At 30.2% G+C, this 18287-nt stretch carries 17 protein-coding genes; 9 read left to right on the forward strand and 8 right to left on the reverse strand.

Translation table 11 applies throughout. From position 1 onward, the window contains the following. Positions 1-226: 226 nt before the first annotated feature. The 3 genes from HALO113_RS12980 to HALO113_RS12990 form a co-directional block, all read right to left on the reverse strand. On the reverse strand, positions 227-730 hold the full coding sequence (locus tag HALO113_RS12980) for a hypothetical protein (RefSeq protein WP_159779426.1): 504 nt from the start codon (positions 728-730) through the stop codon (positions 227-229). Between the two features lie 169 nt (positions 731-899). Then, positions 900-2255, reverse strand: coding sequence for a caspase family protein (locus HALO113_RS12985; RefSeq protein WP_159779427.1), 1356 nt, complete (start codon positions 2253-2255; stop codon positions 900-902). Between the two features lie 315 nt (positions 2256-2570). Beyond that, entirely contained in the window at positions 2571-3638 is a 1068-nt protein-coding gene (locus HALO113_RS12990; RefSeq protein ID WP_159779428.1) for a branched-chain amino acid aminotransferase, read from the reverse strand. Between the two features lie 194 nt (positions 3639-3832). Between HALO113_RS12990 and HALO113_RS12995 the strand changes: the two genes are divergently transcribed. From HALO113_RS12995 to HALO113_RS13010, 4 genes are all read left to right on the forward strand, one after another. Continuing rightward, on the forward strand, positions 3833-4336 hold the full coding sequence (locus tag HALO113_RS12995; protein WP_159779429.1) for a DUF4920 domain-containing protein: 504 nt from the start codon (positions 3833-3835) through the stop codon (positions 4334-4336). Continuing rightward, positions 4336-4761, forward strand: coding sequence for a hypothetical protein (locus HALO113_RS13000; RefSeq protein WP_159779430.1), 426 nt, complete (start codon positions 4336-4338; stop codon positions 4759-4761). Before HALO113_RS12995 ends, HALO113_RS13000 begins: the two co-directional genes overlap by 1 nt. 177 nt (positions 4762-4938) lie before the next feature. Then, the gene (gene mnmD / locus HALO113_RS13005; protein WP_159779431.1) at positions 4939-5610 is read left to right on the forward strand and encodes a tRNA (5-methylaminomethyl-2-thiouridine)(34)-methyltransferase MnmD; all 672 of its coding nucleotides are present in this window, start codon (positions 4939-4941) and stop codon (positions 5608-5610) included. Positions 5611-5763: 153 nt separating this feature from the next. Beyond that, on the forward strand, positions 5764-5958 hold the full coding sequence (locus tag HALO113_RS13010; RefSeq protein ID WP_159779432.1) for a hypothetical protein: 195 nt from the start codon (positions 5764-5766) through the stop codon (positions 5956-5958). Positions 5959-5982: 24 nt separating this feature from the next. Here HALO113_RS13010 and HALO113_RS13015 read toward each other — a convergent pair whose 3' ends face one another. Next, positions 5983-6924, reverse strand: coding sequence for a LysR substrate-binding domain-containing protein (locus HALO113_RS13015; RefSeq protein WP_159779433.1), 942 nt, complete (start codon positions 6922-6924; stop codon positions 5983-5985). 107 nt (positions 6925-7031) lie between these two features. Between HALO113_RS13015 and HALO113_RS13020 the strand changes: the two genes are divergently transcribed. The 4 genes from HALO113_RS13020 (at position 7032) to can (ending at position 10136) form a co-directional block, all read left to right on the forward strand. Beyond that, complete coding sequence (locus HALO113_RS13020) at positions 7032-7505, forward strand: Dps family protein (RefSeq protein ID WP_159779434.1); 474 nt, start codon at positions 7032-7034, stop codon at positions 7503-7505. Positions 7506-7603: 98 nt separating this feature from the next. Next, positions 7604-7870 carry a hypothetical protein gene (locus HALO113_RS13025; protein WP_159779435.1) on the forward strand — a complete coding sequence of 89 codons (267 nt, stop codon included), beginning with the start codon at positions 7604-7606 and terminating at the stop codon, positions 7868-7870. A gap of 32 nt (positions 7871-7902) precedes the next feature. After that, complete coding sequence (locus tag HALO113_RS13030) at positions 7903-9483, forward strand: SulP family inorganic anion transporter (RefSeq protein ID WP_159779436.1); 1581 nt, start codon at positions 7903-7905, stop codon at positions 9481-9483. An 11-nt stretch (positions 9484-9494) separates the two neighbouring features. Beyond that, complete coding sequence (gene can, locus HALO113_RS13035; protein WP_159779437.1) at positions 9495-10136, forward strand: carbonate dehydratase; 642 nt, start codon at positions 9495-9497, stop codon at positions 10134-10136. Here the strand turns inward: can and HALO113_RS13040 are convergent, their stop codons facing one another. After that, positions 10137-11330, reverse strand: a complete 1194-nt coding sequence (locus HALO113_RS13040; RefSeq protein ID WP_159779438.1) for an LETM1-related biofilm-associated protein — start codon at positions 11328-11330, stop codon at positions 10137-10139. Between the two features lie 90 nt (positions 11331-11420). Here HALO113_RS13040 and HALO113_RS13045 point away from each other — a divergent pair, with 90 nt between their 5' ends. Beyond that, positions 11421-12647: a sodium:proton antiporter gene (locus tag HALO113_RS13045; protein WP_159779439.1), complete on the forward strand. Its 1227-nt coding sequence runs from the start codon at positions 11421-11423 to the stop codon at positions 12645-12647. A gap of 89 nt (positions 12648-12736) precedes the next feature. Here HALO113_RS13045 and HALO113_RS13050 read toward each other — a convergent pair whose 3' ends face one another. From HALO113_RS13050 to HALO113_RS13060, 3 genes are all read right to left on the reverse strand, one after another. Further along, on the reverse strand, positions 12737-14527 hold the full coding sequence (locus HALO113_RS13050) for an acyl-CoA dehydrogenase family protein (protein ID WP_159779440.1): 1791 nt from the start codon (positions 14525-14527) through the stop codon (positions 12737-12739). Positions 14528-14625: 98 nt separating this feature from the next. Further along, positions 14626-15813 (reverse strand): acetyl-CoA C-acyltransferase, encoded by a 1188-nt coding sequence (locus HALO113_RS13055; RefSeq protein ID WP_159779441.1) that lies wholly within the window; start codon positions 15811-15813, stop codon positions 14626-14628. A 77-nt stretch (positions 15814-15890) separates the two neighbouring features. Beyond that, positions 15891-18281, reverse strand: coding sequence for a 3-hydroxyacyl-CoA dehydrogenase/enoyl-CoA hydratase family protein (locus HALO113_RS13060; RefSeq protein ID WP_159779442.1), 2391 nt, complete (start codon positions 18279-18281; stop codon positions 15891-15893). Positions 18282-18287: the final 6 nt, after the last annotated feature.

An 18287-nucleotide genomic window follows, 5' to 3' on the forward strand; every position in this document is an offset into this window, starting at 1 on the left:
AAAAAACATTATATTCCAAGTTATTTCCCCTAAACAACTGAAACGCTTAGCTTTTGTAAAAATGGTATTTACAGACTTCATAATTTCAAATTTAAGCACCCTAAATTTTAGAAATTTGTATAGGAACTAAAAACAAACCTCGCTTATAAGTGCTTAAACAAGATCAGAATTTTATGTTTTTTGAAATTTTATTTAAAAAATGATAGTTGTGCAACAGTTACGCCTGTTATACGATGTATTTTACAATTCCTTCTTTAAATTCTTCGTAATGATTATGAATATGGTCAAAGCCTTTATTTACTATCCATTTTTCACCATTATATAAAAAAGAAACAAAATAATTAATGTAAGGTCGTCTAAATTTACCATTTATGTTTTCTATTACATATTGAATTTCCATTCTTATTTCATCATTTTCATTAGGTTCATATTCAAAATCAAAAACAAAATCATCATTAAGAAACTTTGCGATTTTTTCCGCTGTTATTTCATCTGTTAGTCTATCTTTTGCTGACATTGGAGTGAAATCTAAACCATCATATATCACAGGTCTGATATATTTTCTTAGTCGCCAAGAGATTTTAGTTTCTTCACATTCTTCCTTACTTAATACTATTTTAGCTTTATGGCGACGAGAATTTTTGTGATGAATAATTGGTTTCACTACATCAAATGAGTCATTTTGAGTGTTGACTGTAATTAATACAAATTGAAAATTTTCTATATTCATTTTCTTGTGATGTCGTTTTTTTAATATATAGTATAACGGTTTGCAGCTTGGCTTAGTTGAGGCCAAAGCGAATTGATTATTTCTGTTAAAATAAAACATTCTGCGTGAATTCATTATTTCAATTTTGGAAAAACCAGCAATTGAGCCAAATGGTGGTTGGCAGATGTTTTTAATTGACATTATATATTTCACCTAAATCTATATTAAAATCTTCTAAAGGTAAATCTATAAAAGCATAACATTGAACTACTTTTGGAATACAATTTAAAAAAGAAATTCCGATGCTTTTTTCATTTATTGAAAACTGTATTCCATTTATTGAATAATATTTTAAATGGTCTAATAATATCTGTTTATGTTCACCATCTTCTGAATACTTTTTAATAATTGAATCAAAAAAAGATTTTTCATTATCAATTTCAATGATGTCATTTAGTTTTATCTTTCTTTCAGGAGATAAAACATAATTTAGGGAAATAATTTGATTTCTAGGGTAAGGACCACCTAGAGAACTAAAAGTTACTATATCAACACTTATGAACTTTGAGGAAATAAGGTGTATATTATAACCTATTTCATAAAAATAATCTGATATTTGAGGAATTTCATTTAAACCCTTTTCTGCATCAATTAAATCATTTCTTAAATCACTTAAAATTTCATAAACAACATTTTGAAGATTAATGTTAATATTATTGCAATCGAACTTATCACTATCTTCAAAAAAAGGTATGGTACATTTATAATCAATTTTTACATTATTATAAATATTTAGAGGTAATTCAATCTCTTTAAATTTAATGATTTTAGAATCTGTTTCTTTTAATCTTAAAATAAAAGCCCCACCGTCATGGCCTAAACCATTAAGTGTACCACTTCGGGGTGTTTGACTTATTTCTTTAGGGAATTTTAATATTACTTGATTTGCTATAACTTCTATTGAAATTTCTTCTTCTTGATTTTCTTCTAATATTTCACACAAAACTTTATTAAACGGACTTGATTCGCCTATTTTTCCATCTTTAACTTTTTCTATACTTCCTGATGTTAAAGCAAATCTTGATTTTCTATTTTCTAAAGATTTAATTCCACCACCTCTTTCGAATTCTTGAAAAATTGCACCTGAATAGCAATTATCAGATATTAAGCAAAAATGCAATAGGTCTGCATTTTTTACAAAATTTAGTATTTCAAGTGTAGAAATCCAACTTGATTGGTCATTAATATCAGCATCGGAAGGAAGCCAAAAAGATGTTTCAATTCTGGGGTTATATTCACCATGACCTAAAAATAAAATTATTAAATTTTCGTCATCTAAAGAATTGATTATGTATTCATAAATTGTTTTGTAAATAAAACTTCTCGTAGTCTGTTCTTTTTGAAGTAATAATTCTACTTCATCAAATTGATATTTAGATTGTAATAGATTAACTAATTTATTTAAATCACTTTGGCAATTATTTAATTTTTTAATTCTTCCATCTAAATATTGATCAATGCCAATTCCTAAAATTTTATTCACCATTTAATTGATTCAAATTTACGTTTAAGTTCTTCCAAAATATCTGCTAACTAGTATATATGCGCTATTGCGTAGCGCCAATTTACCCATTTTGGGAGGTATATGCGAATGTTTGTTGTGTTTTTATTGTTCTTCAAATATAAGGTTTCTAATTGCTACTTACAATAGGTAAAATTATCTGTTTTTATCTTAAAAGTATACACACCCTAAGATAAGAAAATAGAGTACGCTACCAAAAAGAAACCCTGCCATTACTTTTGATGCAGTAAGCGCAGGGTTTATATGTTGTAATAAATATGGGCAGCTAAAAATCAGTTATTAGATTTTTACCGTCCATCCAAAAGTATCTTCTTCTAATTTATATTGAATGTTATTCAATTTTTCTTTTAATGCTAAAGCAATTGGTTGGTCTAACTTTGGTAATTCATAATAGGTACCTTGGTATTCAAATCCTACAATTGGGTTGACCACAGCTGCAGTTCCAGCTCCAAAAATCTCTTGTAAGGTACCGTTTTTGGCCGCAGCAACTAATTCATCAACTAATACCGGACGCACTTCTACGTTGATGTTTTCTCTTTTAGCAAGGTCAATCAAACTTTTACGGGTTACCCCATCTAAAATACGTTCGCTTGTAGGTGCTGTATATAAGGTATCGTTAATTCTAAAGAATACGTTCATTGTACCCGCTTCTTCTAATTTGGTATGCGTCGCATCATCGGTCCAAATGATTTGTTGGTACCCTTTTTCATTCGCTAATTTGGTGGGATAAAATTGTGCAGAATAGTTACCTGCTGCTTTTGCAGCACCTATACCACCATTAGCAGCACGGCTATAATGCTCGGCAATTAATACCTTCACTTCACCAGAATAATAGGATTTAGCAGGAGATAAGATAATCATAAAGCGATAATAAACCGCTGGAGCTGCTACTACACCTTTACCCGATGCAATCATAAAAGGTCTAATATACAACGAATTCCCTTTTCCTTTTTTTACCCAATCTTTCTCAATTTCAAGTAAACGTTTTAAACCACCTAAAAAGACTTCTTCAGGTACTTCTGGCATTGCCATTCTTACGGCACTTTTATTAAAGCGCTCATAATTTTGATCTGGTCTAAAAAGCCAAACGTCATCTTGTTCGTCTTTATAGGCTTTCATCCCTTCAAAAATAGCTTGTCCATAATGAAATACTTTAGCAGATGGATCAATCATAAAAGGAGCATACGGTTCTATAGAAGGTTTCTTCCACACACCATTTTCATAATCACATACCAGCATATGATCTGTGAATACATTACCAAAGCTCACATTTTCAAAATCTACTTCATTAATTTTAGAAGTAGTAGCTAATTTGATATCTAAATCTGCTATCGTTTTTAATTCCATTTTTTTAGTTGTTTATCTTGATTTAGTATAAAAAAATCAATAGAAATATTTACTTCTTGATTTTCATTGCAAATTTAACAAAAAAAGATTTGTTCTTTTTGTTTGTTAAAGAAAATAAATAGTAGTATTATGTGCAAAAAAAGTATAATTTTAAACAATTAAATTATTTTTGTATTAAATAAAACAACAAATCAATGAGAAAAATTATTTTAATGGCTGTTTTTTCAGCTTTTTACATCAGTTGTCAAGATAAAAAACAAGAAGAAACTCCTGTAGCTGATACACCAAGTGAAAGTAAATATGCTTCTTTTGGAGACGCAATTAATGAAGAGGGTGCTTTAACTTCTGAAGAAATGATGAAAAAGTTTGAAGGCTTAAAAGAAGGTGATACTGTTAATGTAAAATTTAAATCAACTATTCAAAATGTATGTCAGAAAAAAGGATGTTGGATGACTTTAGGATTAGCTAATGATAAAGAGACTTTTGTTAAATTTAAAGACTATGGTTTTTTTGTTCCTAAAAATGCTACCGATAAAGAAGTTATTGTAAATGGTAAAGCATTTGTAAGTGTAGAGAGTGTGGAAGACTTGCAACATTATGCAAAAGATGCAGGAAAATCGCAAGAAGCAATAGATAGTATTAAAGAGCCAAAAGTAACTTATTCTTTTATGGCTGATGGTGTTTTAATTGCTAAATAATGAAAAGTAAATTATTACTATTGCTTGTCTTTTTTTATTTTAGTTGTAACCAAAAGAACGCAACTAGTGTAGAAGAAGACAAAGAAGAATTTGAAATGTATGAGTTTTCAGAAATGGCGGGTTTAATGGAACAATTTTATGCTGAAAACAACAAATTGAAGCAGCAAATTATTAAAGGGGATACGATTGCTGAGTTTCCCGAATATTTTTTAAATATTCATACGGCAGTTTTAACAGAGGCTTCAGATAGGGATGATTTTTTTAATGAACAAGCGCGAAAGTTTATTGAAGCAGAAAAATTAATTTTTGAAGATTCATTGGAAAGGAAAGATCATTTTAATGCGGCTGTAGATGCTTGTATTGCTTGTCATCAGCAAAAATGTTTGGGTCCCATACCCAAAATTAAAAAATTATATATTAAATAGTGATAAAGGAAGTTATCTAAAAAGATTCTGTTTGTCTTTCCGAATTTATATAAGCTCGTTGCATCTTCGTTTTCGGAATCTAAATAAATACTAAAATGGAATTAGTATAGAAACTGAAACAAGTTCAGTTTGACAAAATGGACTTTTTTTAGGTAACTTTTCTGTTAAAGGGTAGCTATGAAAAGAGAAATTATTATTACAAACGACGGTTCGGCAAGTATTCATTTACCCGAATGGAATGAAAGTTACCATTCTAAGCACGGAGCCATTCAAGAAGCCAAACATGTTTTTATAAAAAATGGTTTGGATCTTTTTCAAAATGAGGAGGCAATAGCTATTATGGAGATTGGATTAGGCACAGGTTTAAATGCATTTATTACCTTATTAGAAGCGAATAAAAGACAACAGCATATTCATTACACAGGAATTGAAGCTTATCCAGTTTCATTAGATGAAATTGAACAGTTAAATTATGCTATGCAATTAGAGGAGCCTGAAATGCAGCATCTATTTTTGAAAATGCACCAATCGCAATGGGAAAAACCTTTTATAGCTTCGGATTATTTTTCGATTACCAAAAGGAAGCAGTTTTTTGAAGAAATTACTCTAGAAAATCAATTTGATTTAATTTATTTTGATGCTTTTGGTTTTAGAGTACAACCAGAATTGTGGTCTGAAATAATTTTTAAGAAAATGTTTGCTGCTTTAAAAAACAAGGGTATATTAGTAACATATGCTTGTAGAACTAGTATTAAAAATGCAATGAAGGACAGTGGTTTTGAAGTTGAGAAATTGCCTGGTGCGCCAGGAAAAAGAGAAATGTTAAGAGGTAAAAAAAATATATTGTAAAATTTTGATAGCTAGCTTAATAAGGGTGGAACAAGAAATTTTAGCAAAAATTTAGCATAGTTTTACTAAAAAATAAACGCATTCTATTAAAAAAAAAGCTATTTTTACCATATGTTCTTATTACAACGTTTAACAAACATTAATTGAATTAGAATGACTAGATCTATGTTTTCCTATTCAAAAGCTATACTTGAAAGAGTGAGTTTTGACCCTAAGTTATTTTGTAAAGAATTAGAAAAGGCAATTAAAGTTTTATTGCCATATGAAATTGACCAATTACGAGATTGGTTATTACAATTTACCGAAGAAAAACCTGAATTAAGGCAATGTTTAATTTATATAAATTAAAAAAAGGAGCAAATGCTCCTTTTATTATTTTTTGGCTTTTGGACTTATAATTTCCACATCATGAAAAGCGATGGCACCTCTTACTACACCAGCTATTGTGTCTCTTAAAGCATTTATAATATGAATTTTTAATTCGTTCTTTGGGTAAATTAAGCTTACTTCTCTTGAAGGTTTTGGGTTTTTAAATTCTTTTAGTTTAGACTTGTTTTTTTCATTTAAATCTAAGCTATGTAAATAAGGTAATAATGTTATTCCTAACCCTTCATCTGCTAATTTTATTAAAGTTTCAAAACTACCACTTTCAATTTGAAAATGATTTTCATTTAAATAGGAATTGTTTTTACAAAGATTTAAAATGCCATTTTTAAAACAATGTCCATCTTGTAATAAAAGAATACGATCCAAGTCTAAGTCACTTACTTCGATTTCTTTTTTATCAAAATTTTGATGATGTTCTGGTATATACGCTACAAAAGGTTCGTAATAGAGAACAATTTCTTTTATATTTTCTTCTTCCAAAGGAGTTGCTGCAATAGCACAATCTAAGTGTCCGTTTTTTAACTTTTGTATAATGTCTTCAGTAGTATTTTCTTCAATAACCAAATTTACTTTAGGGTATTTATTAATGAAATTAGTAAGAAACATGGGCAATAATGTAGGCATAATTGTAGGGATAATTCCTACTTTAAATTCACCGCCAATATATCCTTTTTGTTGATCTACAATATCTTTTATTCTTCCAGCTTCATTAACTATATTTTTAGCTTGATTAACGATTTTTTGTCCTACTTCTGTTAGTAGAATGGGTTTTTTACTTCTATCAAAAATTAAAACGTCTAGTTCGTCTTCTAATTTTTGAATTTGCATACTTAACGTGGGTTGCGTTACAAAACATTTTTCGGCAGCTAAGGTAAAATTTTTGTGTTCCGCAACCGCTAAAACATAATATAATTGAGTAATGGTCATTGTATCATTTTTTTTGATAAAAATATAAAAACTATCAATTTGACTTATGATAAAACCTGTTTTTTTTGAAATAATTTTGGTTATAAATAAATCAATAATGTAAAAATATGAAAATTAATAAGTTAGGTTTGTCTGTAAAAGAATCTGAAGTTATAGTAGAAAAATTGAATGTGTTGATGTCAAATTTTCAAGTGCATTATCAAAATTTGAGAGGATTGCATTGGAACATAAGAGGAAAACGCTTTTTTGATTTGCATTTAAAGTTTGAAGAATTGTATAATGATAGTCAATTAAAAATTGATTTAATAGCAGAAAGAGTACTTACATTAGGAGGAAAGCCTTCACATACTTTTGAAGCATATTTAGAAAAAAATATTTTAAGAATAGGGGAAAATATTTCGAAGGATACAGAAGCTGTACAATTGGTTATTGAATCATTAGTTACTTTATTAGAAATTGAGAGAGAAATTTTACATTTTTCAGATGAAATAAACGATGAAGGAACGAATTCGATGATAAGCGATTTTATAAAAGAGCAAGAAAAAATGATTTGGATGTTTCAAGCATGGTTGGAAGAATAGTAAAAAAATAAAAAAAAGTTTACTTATACATATAATAGCTTTATATTTGCTATATGAAGTTTTTTTGTAAAATAAGTTTATTATTTTTTTTAATCTTTTTGACTACACCAACCATAATAAGTTTGTGTGCTGAAAAGGTTTCGATTACTTCATTTTATGATTTAGAAGAAGAAGAGGAAAATTTGAGTGAGTTTTCGTGTAAAGAAATAAAACTTGTTTCACAAATAACGATGCCTCATTATGAATTAATTTTTCAAAAGAAAAAGGATCTTGCTTTTAATCTTGTAGATGATTTAATAATTTGTAAATACAAAGTTTCTATTTTTATTCCACCTCCCAATATAATTTTAAAAAGAAGTTGTTAATTGTTTACTACTATTTTTAAAATTAATTTTACATGTTTAAATATTTAAAAAACGATATTCCTGCGAGTATTGTTGTTTTTTTCGTTGCACTACCATTATGTTTGGGTATTGCATTAGCTAGCGATGCACCACCATTGTCGGGTTTAATTGCGGGTATAATAGGTGGAATATTTGTAGGTACATTAAGTGGTTCCAGAATAGGAGTGAGTGGACCAGCAGCAGGATTGGCTGCTATAGTTGCAGTTGCTATAGCTAAATTGGGAAGTTTTGAATTGTTTTTATCCGCAGTAGTATTGGCAGGAGTAATTCAAATTATTTTTGGCTTTTTAAAAATGGGTGTCATAGGTTATTATTTTCCTAATAGTGTAATAAAGGGAATGTTAACTGGGATAGGGATTATTATTATTTTAAAACAGATTCCTCATTTTTTTGGATATGATTTAGAAGCTGAAGGTGCCGATAGTTTTTTTTGGGGTATCTCTGGTGAGAATACCTTTTCAGCTATTGCACATGTTATAGATAATATTACTTTAGGTTCTTTAATAATAGGAATTTTAGGTTTATTGTTAATTTTATTATGGGATACCATATTAGCTAAAAAACATTCATTTTTTAAGATTATTCAAGGTTCTTTAGTAGCGGTTTTTATTGGTACTATTTTGCAAATACTTTTTAGTAAAACTAAAGATTTAGCCATTGAAGGAAAACATTTGGTTGAAATACCTGTTCTTAAAAGTATTTCTGAAATTGATACTATTTTACGTTTCCCAGATTTCAGTAATATTTTTACATCAGATGTTATTATTATTGCCTTTACGTTAGCTTTTGTAGCTAGTATTGAAACAATATTAAGTGTTGAAGCCACAGACAAACTAGATCCAGAAAAGAGTATTACACCTCCTAATAGAGAATTATTTGCACAGGGTTTTGGGAATATTTTATCTGGTCTTATAGGAGGATTGCCTATAACTCAAGTAATTGTGAGAAGTTCAGCAAATGTGCAATCTAATGCTAAGAGCAAATTTTCGGCTATTTTTCATGGCGTTTTGTTATTGTTAGCTGTATTAGTAATACCGTCATTATTAAATCATATTCCAAAATCTGTTTTAGCATCTGTTTTAATTATTGTAGGGTTTAAATTGGCAAAACCTACCTTATTTAAGAAAATGTACAATTTAGGTTGGACGCAATTTGTTCCTTTTATAGTCACTATTTTAGTTATTGTTCTAAAAGATCTTTTATGGGGAATAGGAGCTGGATTAATAGTGGGAGTTATAGTTATACTTGTAAAAAGCTATCAAAATTCGCTATTTTTAAATATTAAAGATTCGGATAATAAAAATGTTGTTGAAATGACTTTTGCAGAAGAAATTACGTTTTTAAATAAGGCTTCTATTCAAAAGGAATTATTTTCATTACCGGATAATTGCAGATTAGAATTAGACATTACTAAAACCACTTATTTAGATTATGATATAGTTGAGATTTTAGAAGATTTTGTAGTTCAAGCAAGAAATAAAAATATTTTTATTCATTTAAAATCAGAAAGAGGAATAGTAGATAATCCTAAAAGTTTTATTGAATTTTTTAAATTAAAGAAGAAATCACATTAAAAGAATGTAGTATGCCAGAATTTTATAAAAAAATAATTGAAAATAATAAGAAGTGGGTTGAAGAAAAACTGAAGATTAACCCAAATTATTTTGCACGTTTAGCCGAAGGGCAACAACCTCCTTTATTATGGATTGGTTGTTCAGATAGTCGTGTGCCAGCAAATGAAATCATTGGTGCAGAACCAGGAGAAGTTTTTGTGCATAGAAATATTGCGAATATGGTAGTGCATACAGATATGAATATGTTAAGTGTTTTAGACTATGCCGTGAATGCGTTAAAAGTGGAACATGTAATAGTATGCGGGCATTATGGTTGTGGTGGAGTAAAAGCAGCAATGGGTAACGATTCAATAGGAGTTATAGATAATTGGATTAGACACATTAAAGATGTGTATCGTTTTCATAATGAAGAATTGGATGCCATTACAGATGAGAATGAACGTTTCAATCGTTTTGTGGAATTAAATGTTAAAGAACAAGTAATTGACTTGGCAAAAACTTCCATCGTTCAAAGTGCATGGAAAAATGGGCAAAAATTGCATATTCACGGTTGGGTATATGGGTTAAACTCGGGTTATGTAACTGATTTAAATGTAAACTTTAGTTCTAACAAAGATTTAGATGAAGTGTATCAATTATATTTCGGAAAATAATTAATCTTCTAAGTTTTCATTAAAGGCAGAAGGTAAAAGTTGTGGAATATACTTAACTAAAATAGGTAATAAAATTCCACCACCAGGAAGTAAAAAAATGGTTAATGAGGGTATGGTTTTACAAATATCTAATAACTGTTTTTTTACTTTCTTTTTTTCTTCTTTATCTAACTCTTTTGTGGTTGATTTTGCTAACAAAACCATAAGTTCTTTACTTTCAGAAATTTCTTTTATTAATCTTTTTTTATTTCTGGTAATTAATTTTGATACCGTTTTATTGGTTTGATCATAAAAGTGTTTTACAGGGTTTGAAAAATTAAAATAGGAGATTTCTTCTTTATTTTTCGAAATAAAATCTTCAATAGTATAAATGCTTTCTGTTAAAAAATGAGGTTCAATATTGAGTTCTATGGTTACATTCGTAAGAAAATCTAATTCATAGGAATCTAATTTAGAATCGCTCCACACAGCCATTTCTACTAAATCTAGTATATATAGTTTTTCAATTATAGTTTCAAATTTATTGAAATTTACATCATTGATTGTTAATGTGTTAATATTTTGAAGTTTAGAATAGCGCAAAGAGTTTTCAAATAATTTTATTAGGAGTTCATCATATTTGGTCTTATTGCTTTTAATTTGAAAAGCTAATGATACAATTTTCATGCAACTCGATTCAAAATCTTTTAAATATTTTTCTGAAAAATCTTTATTGGTAATAAATTGATCATAGGCTAAAACATCCAAAAAGAGCATGGCATTGATTACAATATGTGAAAAACTCTTTGTAATAATATTTTGATTGGTTTGTATGCGATCGTTTATAATGCTCTCAAGTTGTGAACTTTTTGAAGAAGTAGGTAATAACTTGGTCAGAAAGTTATAATTTTCATTTTGTATAGATTTATAAAATGAATTGATACTTTTAAGAAAGTGTTCAATATGGGGCTCTTTATTGTTTAGACAATAAATAGTGTATAAAGTATTTAAGAAAGCTATTTTAGTGATTTCATCTAATGATAATCCAGATAAATCTAATGGCTTTTTTAAAGCTATGGATATAGGATGTCCATAAATAAATCCTGATTTTCTTAAGTCATAATAAAAAGATTCATAATCAGAGTAATCGTTAAAATTGCTTTGATTTTCTATGAAAAATTTGTCTATCCAGCCGTTTATCGAAGGGTTTATCATCTTAAAATTATTGGGACAAATTTAAAAAAATCTTGTTTCTATATCGTTAAATTTACAAAGTATTTATATCTTGCTAAAAAATATTCTTGTATGAATTTTGCTATAATTATTACAATTTGTGTATTACTATTATTAGCCTATGCTTTTACAATTAGTTCATCAAAAACCAAAATACCGTCTGTTATTTTGCTATTGTTATTGGGTTGGGTTGTGAAACAAATAACAGATGTTTTTCATATTGTAATTCCCGATTTAAATTCATTATTACCCATTTTTGGAACAATTGGTTTGGTACTAATCGTTTTAGAAGGATCATTGGAATTAGAATTAAATAAAAAGAAAATACCTTTTGTAAGAAAAACATTAATTACAGCTGTGATTCCATTATTTATCACAGCATTTTTGATAGGACATTTTTTTTATTATTTTTTAGATTCAAGTTATAAAGATGGTTTAATAAATGCTGTTCCTTTATGTATTATTAGTAGTGCCATTGCAATATCTAGTGTAGGGCATTTAAATTCGTATAATAAGGAATTTGCAATTTATGAAAGCAGTTTATCTGATATTTTAGGTGTCTTATTTTTTAATTTTATTGCATTAAATTCTGTGATTGATTTTGATACATTAGGTCATTTTGGATTGCAAATTATATTGATGCTTATTATTTCTTTTATAGCTACCGCTTTTTTAGCCTTTTTATTAAGTAGAATTGATCACCATATAAAATTTGCCCCTATCGTTTTGTTGATTATATTGATTTTTGCTATTTCCGAGATTTATCATTTACCAGCATTAATATTTATTATGTTGTTTGGCTTATTTATAGGTAATTTTGATGAATTTGAGCGATTTAAAGCCATTCAATATTTAAAACCACGTTCATTGGATAAAGAGGTAAAAAAGTTTAAAGAATTGATTATTGAAGCTGCTTTTCTTGTTCGTTCATTATTTTTTCTTTTATTCGGATTTTTAATGAAAACAGAAGATATTTTAAATCCACATACGCTAGAATTAGCTGTTGGTATAGTAGTTTTAATTTATTTAGTAAGAGCATTACAATTAAAGTTTTTTAAGGTAAAATTAATGCCATTATTATTTATAGCTCCTAGAGGATTAATTACTATTTTATTATTTTTAAGTATTCCTGAGGATAGTAAAATCCCTTTGGTAAATAAAGCTCTAATTATACAAGTGATTGTATTAACTGCTTTAATGATGATGATAGGTTTAATTTTTAATAAGAAAGAAGAAATTAATAATGATAAAAATGAAAGTGAAAATCTAACTATCGAAGATATGGAAGTTCCATTATAATAGTTTTTCATTTTATTTAATGTAATAAAAAAATCCACTTTGATAAAAAGTGGATTTTTAAACAAACTAAACCAAAAAATCACAGTTTCTTAGTAGCAATATTTATTTTCGCTAATTAATTTTGCTGCAATCTTTTCTCTTAAACCAACTACGTTTGGCATGTTGGTATATTTTGTAAAACGCTTAAGTCCCATTAACATCATACGTTGTTCATCGCCTTCAGCAAAAGAAACGATACCTTCTTTACCTTTTTGGTTCACAGTATCAACTGCATGATATAAGTATAATTGAGCCATAGCAATTTGTTCTTGAACTTTATCAGCACCTTCTTTCTTAGCTAATTTCTCTGTTCTAAGAATGGTGCTTTCTGCCATATAAATTTCGATTAAAATATCAGAAGCAGCCATTAATAATTGTTGGTGTGATTCTAATTCTGGTCCATATTTTTGAACAGCAGCACCAGCAACCATTAAGAATACTTTTTTCAATTTAGCGATCATTTCTTTTTCTTCAGCAAATAATTCTGAATAATCAGGCACATCAAAAGATGGAATACCCATTAATTCTTCAGCTACAGCCATTGCAGGACCTAATAAATCCACATGACCTTTCATCGCTTTTTTCACTAACATACCTACAGAAAGCATTCTGTTGATTTCATTAGTACCCTCATAGATACGAGCAATACGAGCATCTCTCCAAGCACTTTCCATTGGAGCATCTTCAGAGAATCCCATACCTCCAAAAATTTGGATTCCTTCATCTGTACAGCTTTGTACATCTTCTGAAACCGCCACTTTTAAGATAGAACACTCAATTGCAAATTCTTCTACACCTTTTAATTCGGCTTCTTGGTGCGAATTTCCTTCACTTACTCTAATATTAATTCTTTTTTCAATATCATTGGCTGCTCTATAAGTAGCACTTTCACCAGCATACGCATTGGTTGCCATTTCAGCCAATTTAGATTGGATGGCTCCAAAACTAGAAATAGGTGTTTTAAATTGTATTCTTTCATTTGCATAGTTCACTGCACCAGAAATCGTTCTTCTTTGTGCTTCTAAACAAGCAGCAGCTAATTTAATACGTCCTACGTTTAAAGCATTCATGGCGATTTTAAATCCTTCACCACGACCGGCTAACATATTTTCTACAGGAACTTTCGTTTCGTTAAAGAAAACCTGACGCGTAGAAGAGGAGCGAATCCCTAATTTATGTTCTTCATCTCCTAAAGAGATTCCATTTGAAGGATCATTTTCAACGATAAAACCAGTAATGTTTTTATCATCTTCAATACGTGCAAAAACGATGAAAACCGAACAGAAACCTGCATTCGAAATCCACATTTTTCCACCAGTAATTTTATAATGAGTACCGTCTTCAGATAAAACCGCTTTTGTTTTACCAGAATTTGCATCAGAACCAGCTCCTGGTTCTGTTAAACAGTAGGCACCAAACCACTCACCAGAAGCTAATTTAGGAACATATTTTTGTTTTTGCTCTTCCGTTCCATATAAGGTAATTGGCATGGTTCCAATTCCTGTATGTGCTCCAAAAGCTGTTGAAAAAGATCCAGTTGCTCCAGAAATGTAGTCACAAACTAAAACGGTATTGGTAAAACCCATTTCCATTCCTCCATATGCTTCAGGAACTGCAACGCTTAAATAACCTAATTCTCCTGCTTTACGCATTACTTCTTCAGTAAGTGCATAATCTTTTTTCTCAAAACGCTCTTTATTTGGCCATAATTCTTTATCCACGAATTCGATAACAGAATCACGCATCATAACTTGCTCTTCTGAGAAATCTTCAGGTGTGAAGATGTCCTCACATTTTGTTTCTTTAACTAGGAATTGACCTCCTCTGATAATATTTGACATGACTTATAATTTGTTATATTATTATTTTGGAACACAGATTTATGGAATTAATAAAATTTTAAAAATTTCTCTGATTTCTTAAATCTGTGTTCCTTTTTTTATTTTAAAAACTCATAAATTCCCGCAGTACCTTGTCCAGTTCCTACACACATGGTTACCATTCCATATTTTGCGTTACCACGTTTGCGCATTTCGTCAAATAATTGAACTGATAATTTAGCACCAGTACAACCTAGAGGATGTCCTAAAGAAATGGCACCACCATTCACATTGATGATCTCTGGATTTAGACCTAACTCTCGAATTACCGCTAAAGATTGTGAAGCAAATGCTTCGTTTAATTCAATTAAATCGATATCTGATTGTTTTAAGCCTGCTTGTTTTAAAGCTTTTGGAATAGCCTTTACAGGTCCGATACCCATAATTCTAGGTTCAACACCTGCTGAAGCAAAATTTACCAAACGAGCAATAGGTTCTAAGTTTAATTCTTTAACCATTTCTTCACTCATCACTAAAACAAAAGCGGCTCCATCACTCATTTGAGAAGAATTACCAGCTGTAACACTTCCATCTGCAGCGAATACAGGTCTTAATTTTGATAAAGCTTCAACTGAAGTTCCTGCTCTAGGTCCTTCGTCTTTTGCTACTACGTAAGAGCGAGTTTCTTTTTTACCATTTTCGTTTACAAAAGTTTCTTCTACTGTAATCGGTACAATTTGGTCATCAAATCGTCCTTCAGCTTGTGCTTTTAAAGCTTTCATGTGAGAATGATAAGCAAACTCATCTTGATCTTCACGAGAAACATTAAATTGTTTTGCAACTGCTTCTGCTGTTAATCCCATTCCCCAGTAGTAATCTTCATGCCCTTCTTTAGACAATTTATAATCTGGAGTGGGTTTATAACCACCCATTGGAATATAACTCATACTTTCTGCACCACCTGCGATAATACAGTCGGCCATTCCAGCTTGAATTTTGGCAGTAGCCATACCAATAGTTTCAATTCCAGAAGCACAATATCTGTTTACTGTTACACCAGGAACATCTTCTACTTTTAATCCCATTAATGAAATTAAACGACCTACATTTAATCCTTGTTCTGCTTCTGGCATTGCATTACCTACCATGACATCATCGATACGTGTTTTATCGAAATTAGGTAATTCTTTCATCATGTGTTCGATAGTCTCTGCAGCCAACTCATCTGGTCTTTTGAAACGAAAAACACCTTTAGGTGCTTTACCTACTGCAGTTCTATACGCTTTTACTATATATGCTGTTTTCATATTTTCGATTTTTTTGATTTTTCGATTCTTTGATTTTTTGGACTTCTAACAATCTAGAAATCTAATTATCAAATAATCTAATTTCTTAATGGTTTCCCTTTCGTTAACATGTATTGAATTCTCTCTAAAGATTTTCTTTCACCAGTTAAGGATAGGAAAGCTTCTCTTTCAAGGTCTAATAAATATTGTTCTGTAACTAGAGTGGGTTCAGATAAATCACCACCAGCCATTACGTAAGCTAATTTATTGGCAATCTTTTTATCATGTTCTGAGATGTATTTTCCAGCTTCCATACTGTCAGTACCAACTAAAAACATACCTAAAGCTTGTTTTCCTAATACTTTAATATCTTTTCTTCTAGGAGCTTGCGTATAGCCTTGTTCTGCCATTTGTAAAGCCACTTGTTTCGCTGTAGCAATTTGACGATCTTTGTTTACAACAACCATATCTCTTCCTTTTAGAAGAACTCCAGTATCAAATCCTTCATAAGCAGAAGTAGCTACTTTAGCCATACCTACAGTTAAGAAGTATTCTTGTAAAACGTTTAATTCCACATCATTTTTACGGAATAAGTCAGAAGCTCTTAAAGCCATTTCTTTAGAACCACCACCACCAGGGATGACACCTACACCAAATTCTACTAAACCAATATAGGTTTCTGCAGCTGCAACAGCACGGTCTGCGTGCATTGTTAATTCACAACCACCACCTAATGTCATACCATGAGGAGCAGCAATAACTGGAATTGCAGAATAACGACAACGCATCATGGTGTCTTGGAACATTTTGATAGCCATGTTCAATTCGTCATACTCTTGTTCTACAGCCATCATGAAAATCATTCCTAAATTAGCTCCTACTGAGAAATTCGCTCCTTGGTTGCCAATTACTAAACCATTATATTCTTTTTCAGCAATATCAATCGCTTTATTAATACCTTGAAGTACACCAGCGCCAATAGAATTCATTTTTGATGTAAATTCTAAGTTGATGATTCCATCTCCTAAATCCGTAATAATAGAGTCGCTATTATTCCATATTTTTTTGCTTTCGCGAATGTTATTTAAGATAATAAAAGCATCTTGTCCTGGAATTTTTTCTGCTTTTTTAGACTGAATATTGTAGTAATATGTAGCTCCTTCTTTAACAGAATAGAAAGATGTGTTTCCTGAAGCAATCATTTCAGTAACCCAAGCAGCTGGTTCGTATCCTTCCGCTTTCATTAATTCAATACCTTTTTCAACACCGATGGCATCCCAAATTTCAAATGGACCATTTTCCCAACCAAAACCAGCTTTCATTGCATCGTCGATTTTGTAGAAATCCTCTGTAATTTCAGGAACACGGTTAGAACAATATTGGAACATTGCTGAAAAATTCTTTCTGTAAAATTCTCCCGCTTTATCTTTACCTTTTACTAGTACTTTAAAACGATCAATCGGTTTATCGATAGTTTTAGTTAATTCTAAAGTTGCAAAAGAAGCTTTTTTATTCGGTCTATATTCTAATGTGTCTAAATCTAAAGTAAGAATATCTTTTCCTTCTTTTTTATAGAAACCTTGTCCTGTTTTACTTCCCAACCAATTGTTGTCCATCATGGTTTGAACGAAAGCAGGTAGTTTGAATAATTCATGAGACTCATCATTTGGGCAGTTCTCATAAATACCGTTAGCCACATGTACTAAAGTATCTAAACCAACCACATCTACTGTTCTGAAAGTAGCAGATTTTGGTCTACCAATCACTGGCCCTGTTAATTTATCTACTTCTTCAACAGTTAATCCCATTTCTTTTACCTGATGGAATAAACTTTGAATTCCAAAAATTCCTATTCTGTTACCAATAAAGGCAGGAGTATCTTTTGCAACTACTGAAGTTTTTCCTAAGAATTTTTCACCATAACTATTTAAGAAATCCAATACTTCTTGTGACGTTTTTGGTCCAGGAATAATTTCGAATAATTTTAAATAGCGTGCAGGATTAAAGAAGTGTGTCCCACAGAAATGTTTTTGGAAATCTTCACTTCTTCCTTCGCTCATAAAATGAATTGGAATACCAGAAGTGTTTGACGTAATTAAGGTACCTGGTTTTCTGTATTTTTCTACTTGTTCAAAGACTAGTTTTTTAATATCTAATCTTTCAACAACTACTTCAATTACCCAGTCTGCATCTGCTATTTTAGGCATGTCATCAGTAGTATTACCCGTAGTAATTCTATTGGCAAAATTTGGATGATAAATAGGAGATGGTTTCGATTTTAAAGCATTTGCCAGATGATCATTTACCAAACGATTTCTAACAATCTTACTTTCTAAGGTTAATCCTTTTTTTTGTTCAGCCTCTGTTAATTCTCTTGGAACGATGTCTAATAATAATACTTCAACACCGATGTTTGCAAAATGACAAGCAATTCCGCTTCCCATAATACCTGAACCAATAACAGCAACTTTTTTAATATTACGCTTCATATACTT

This window comes from Flavobacterium sp. 9AF (assembly GCF_902506265.1).
GTDB lineage: Bacteria > Bacteroidota > Bacteroidia > Flavobacteriales > Flavobacteriaceae > Flavobacterium.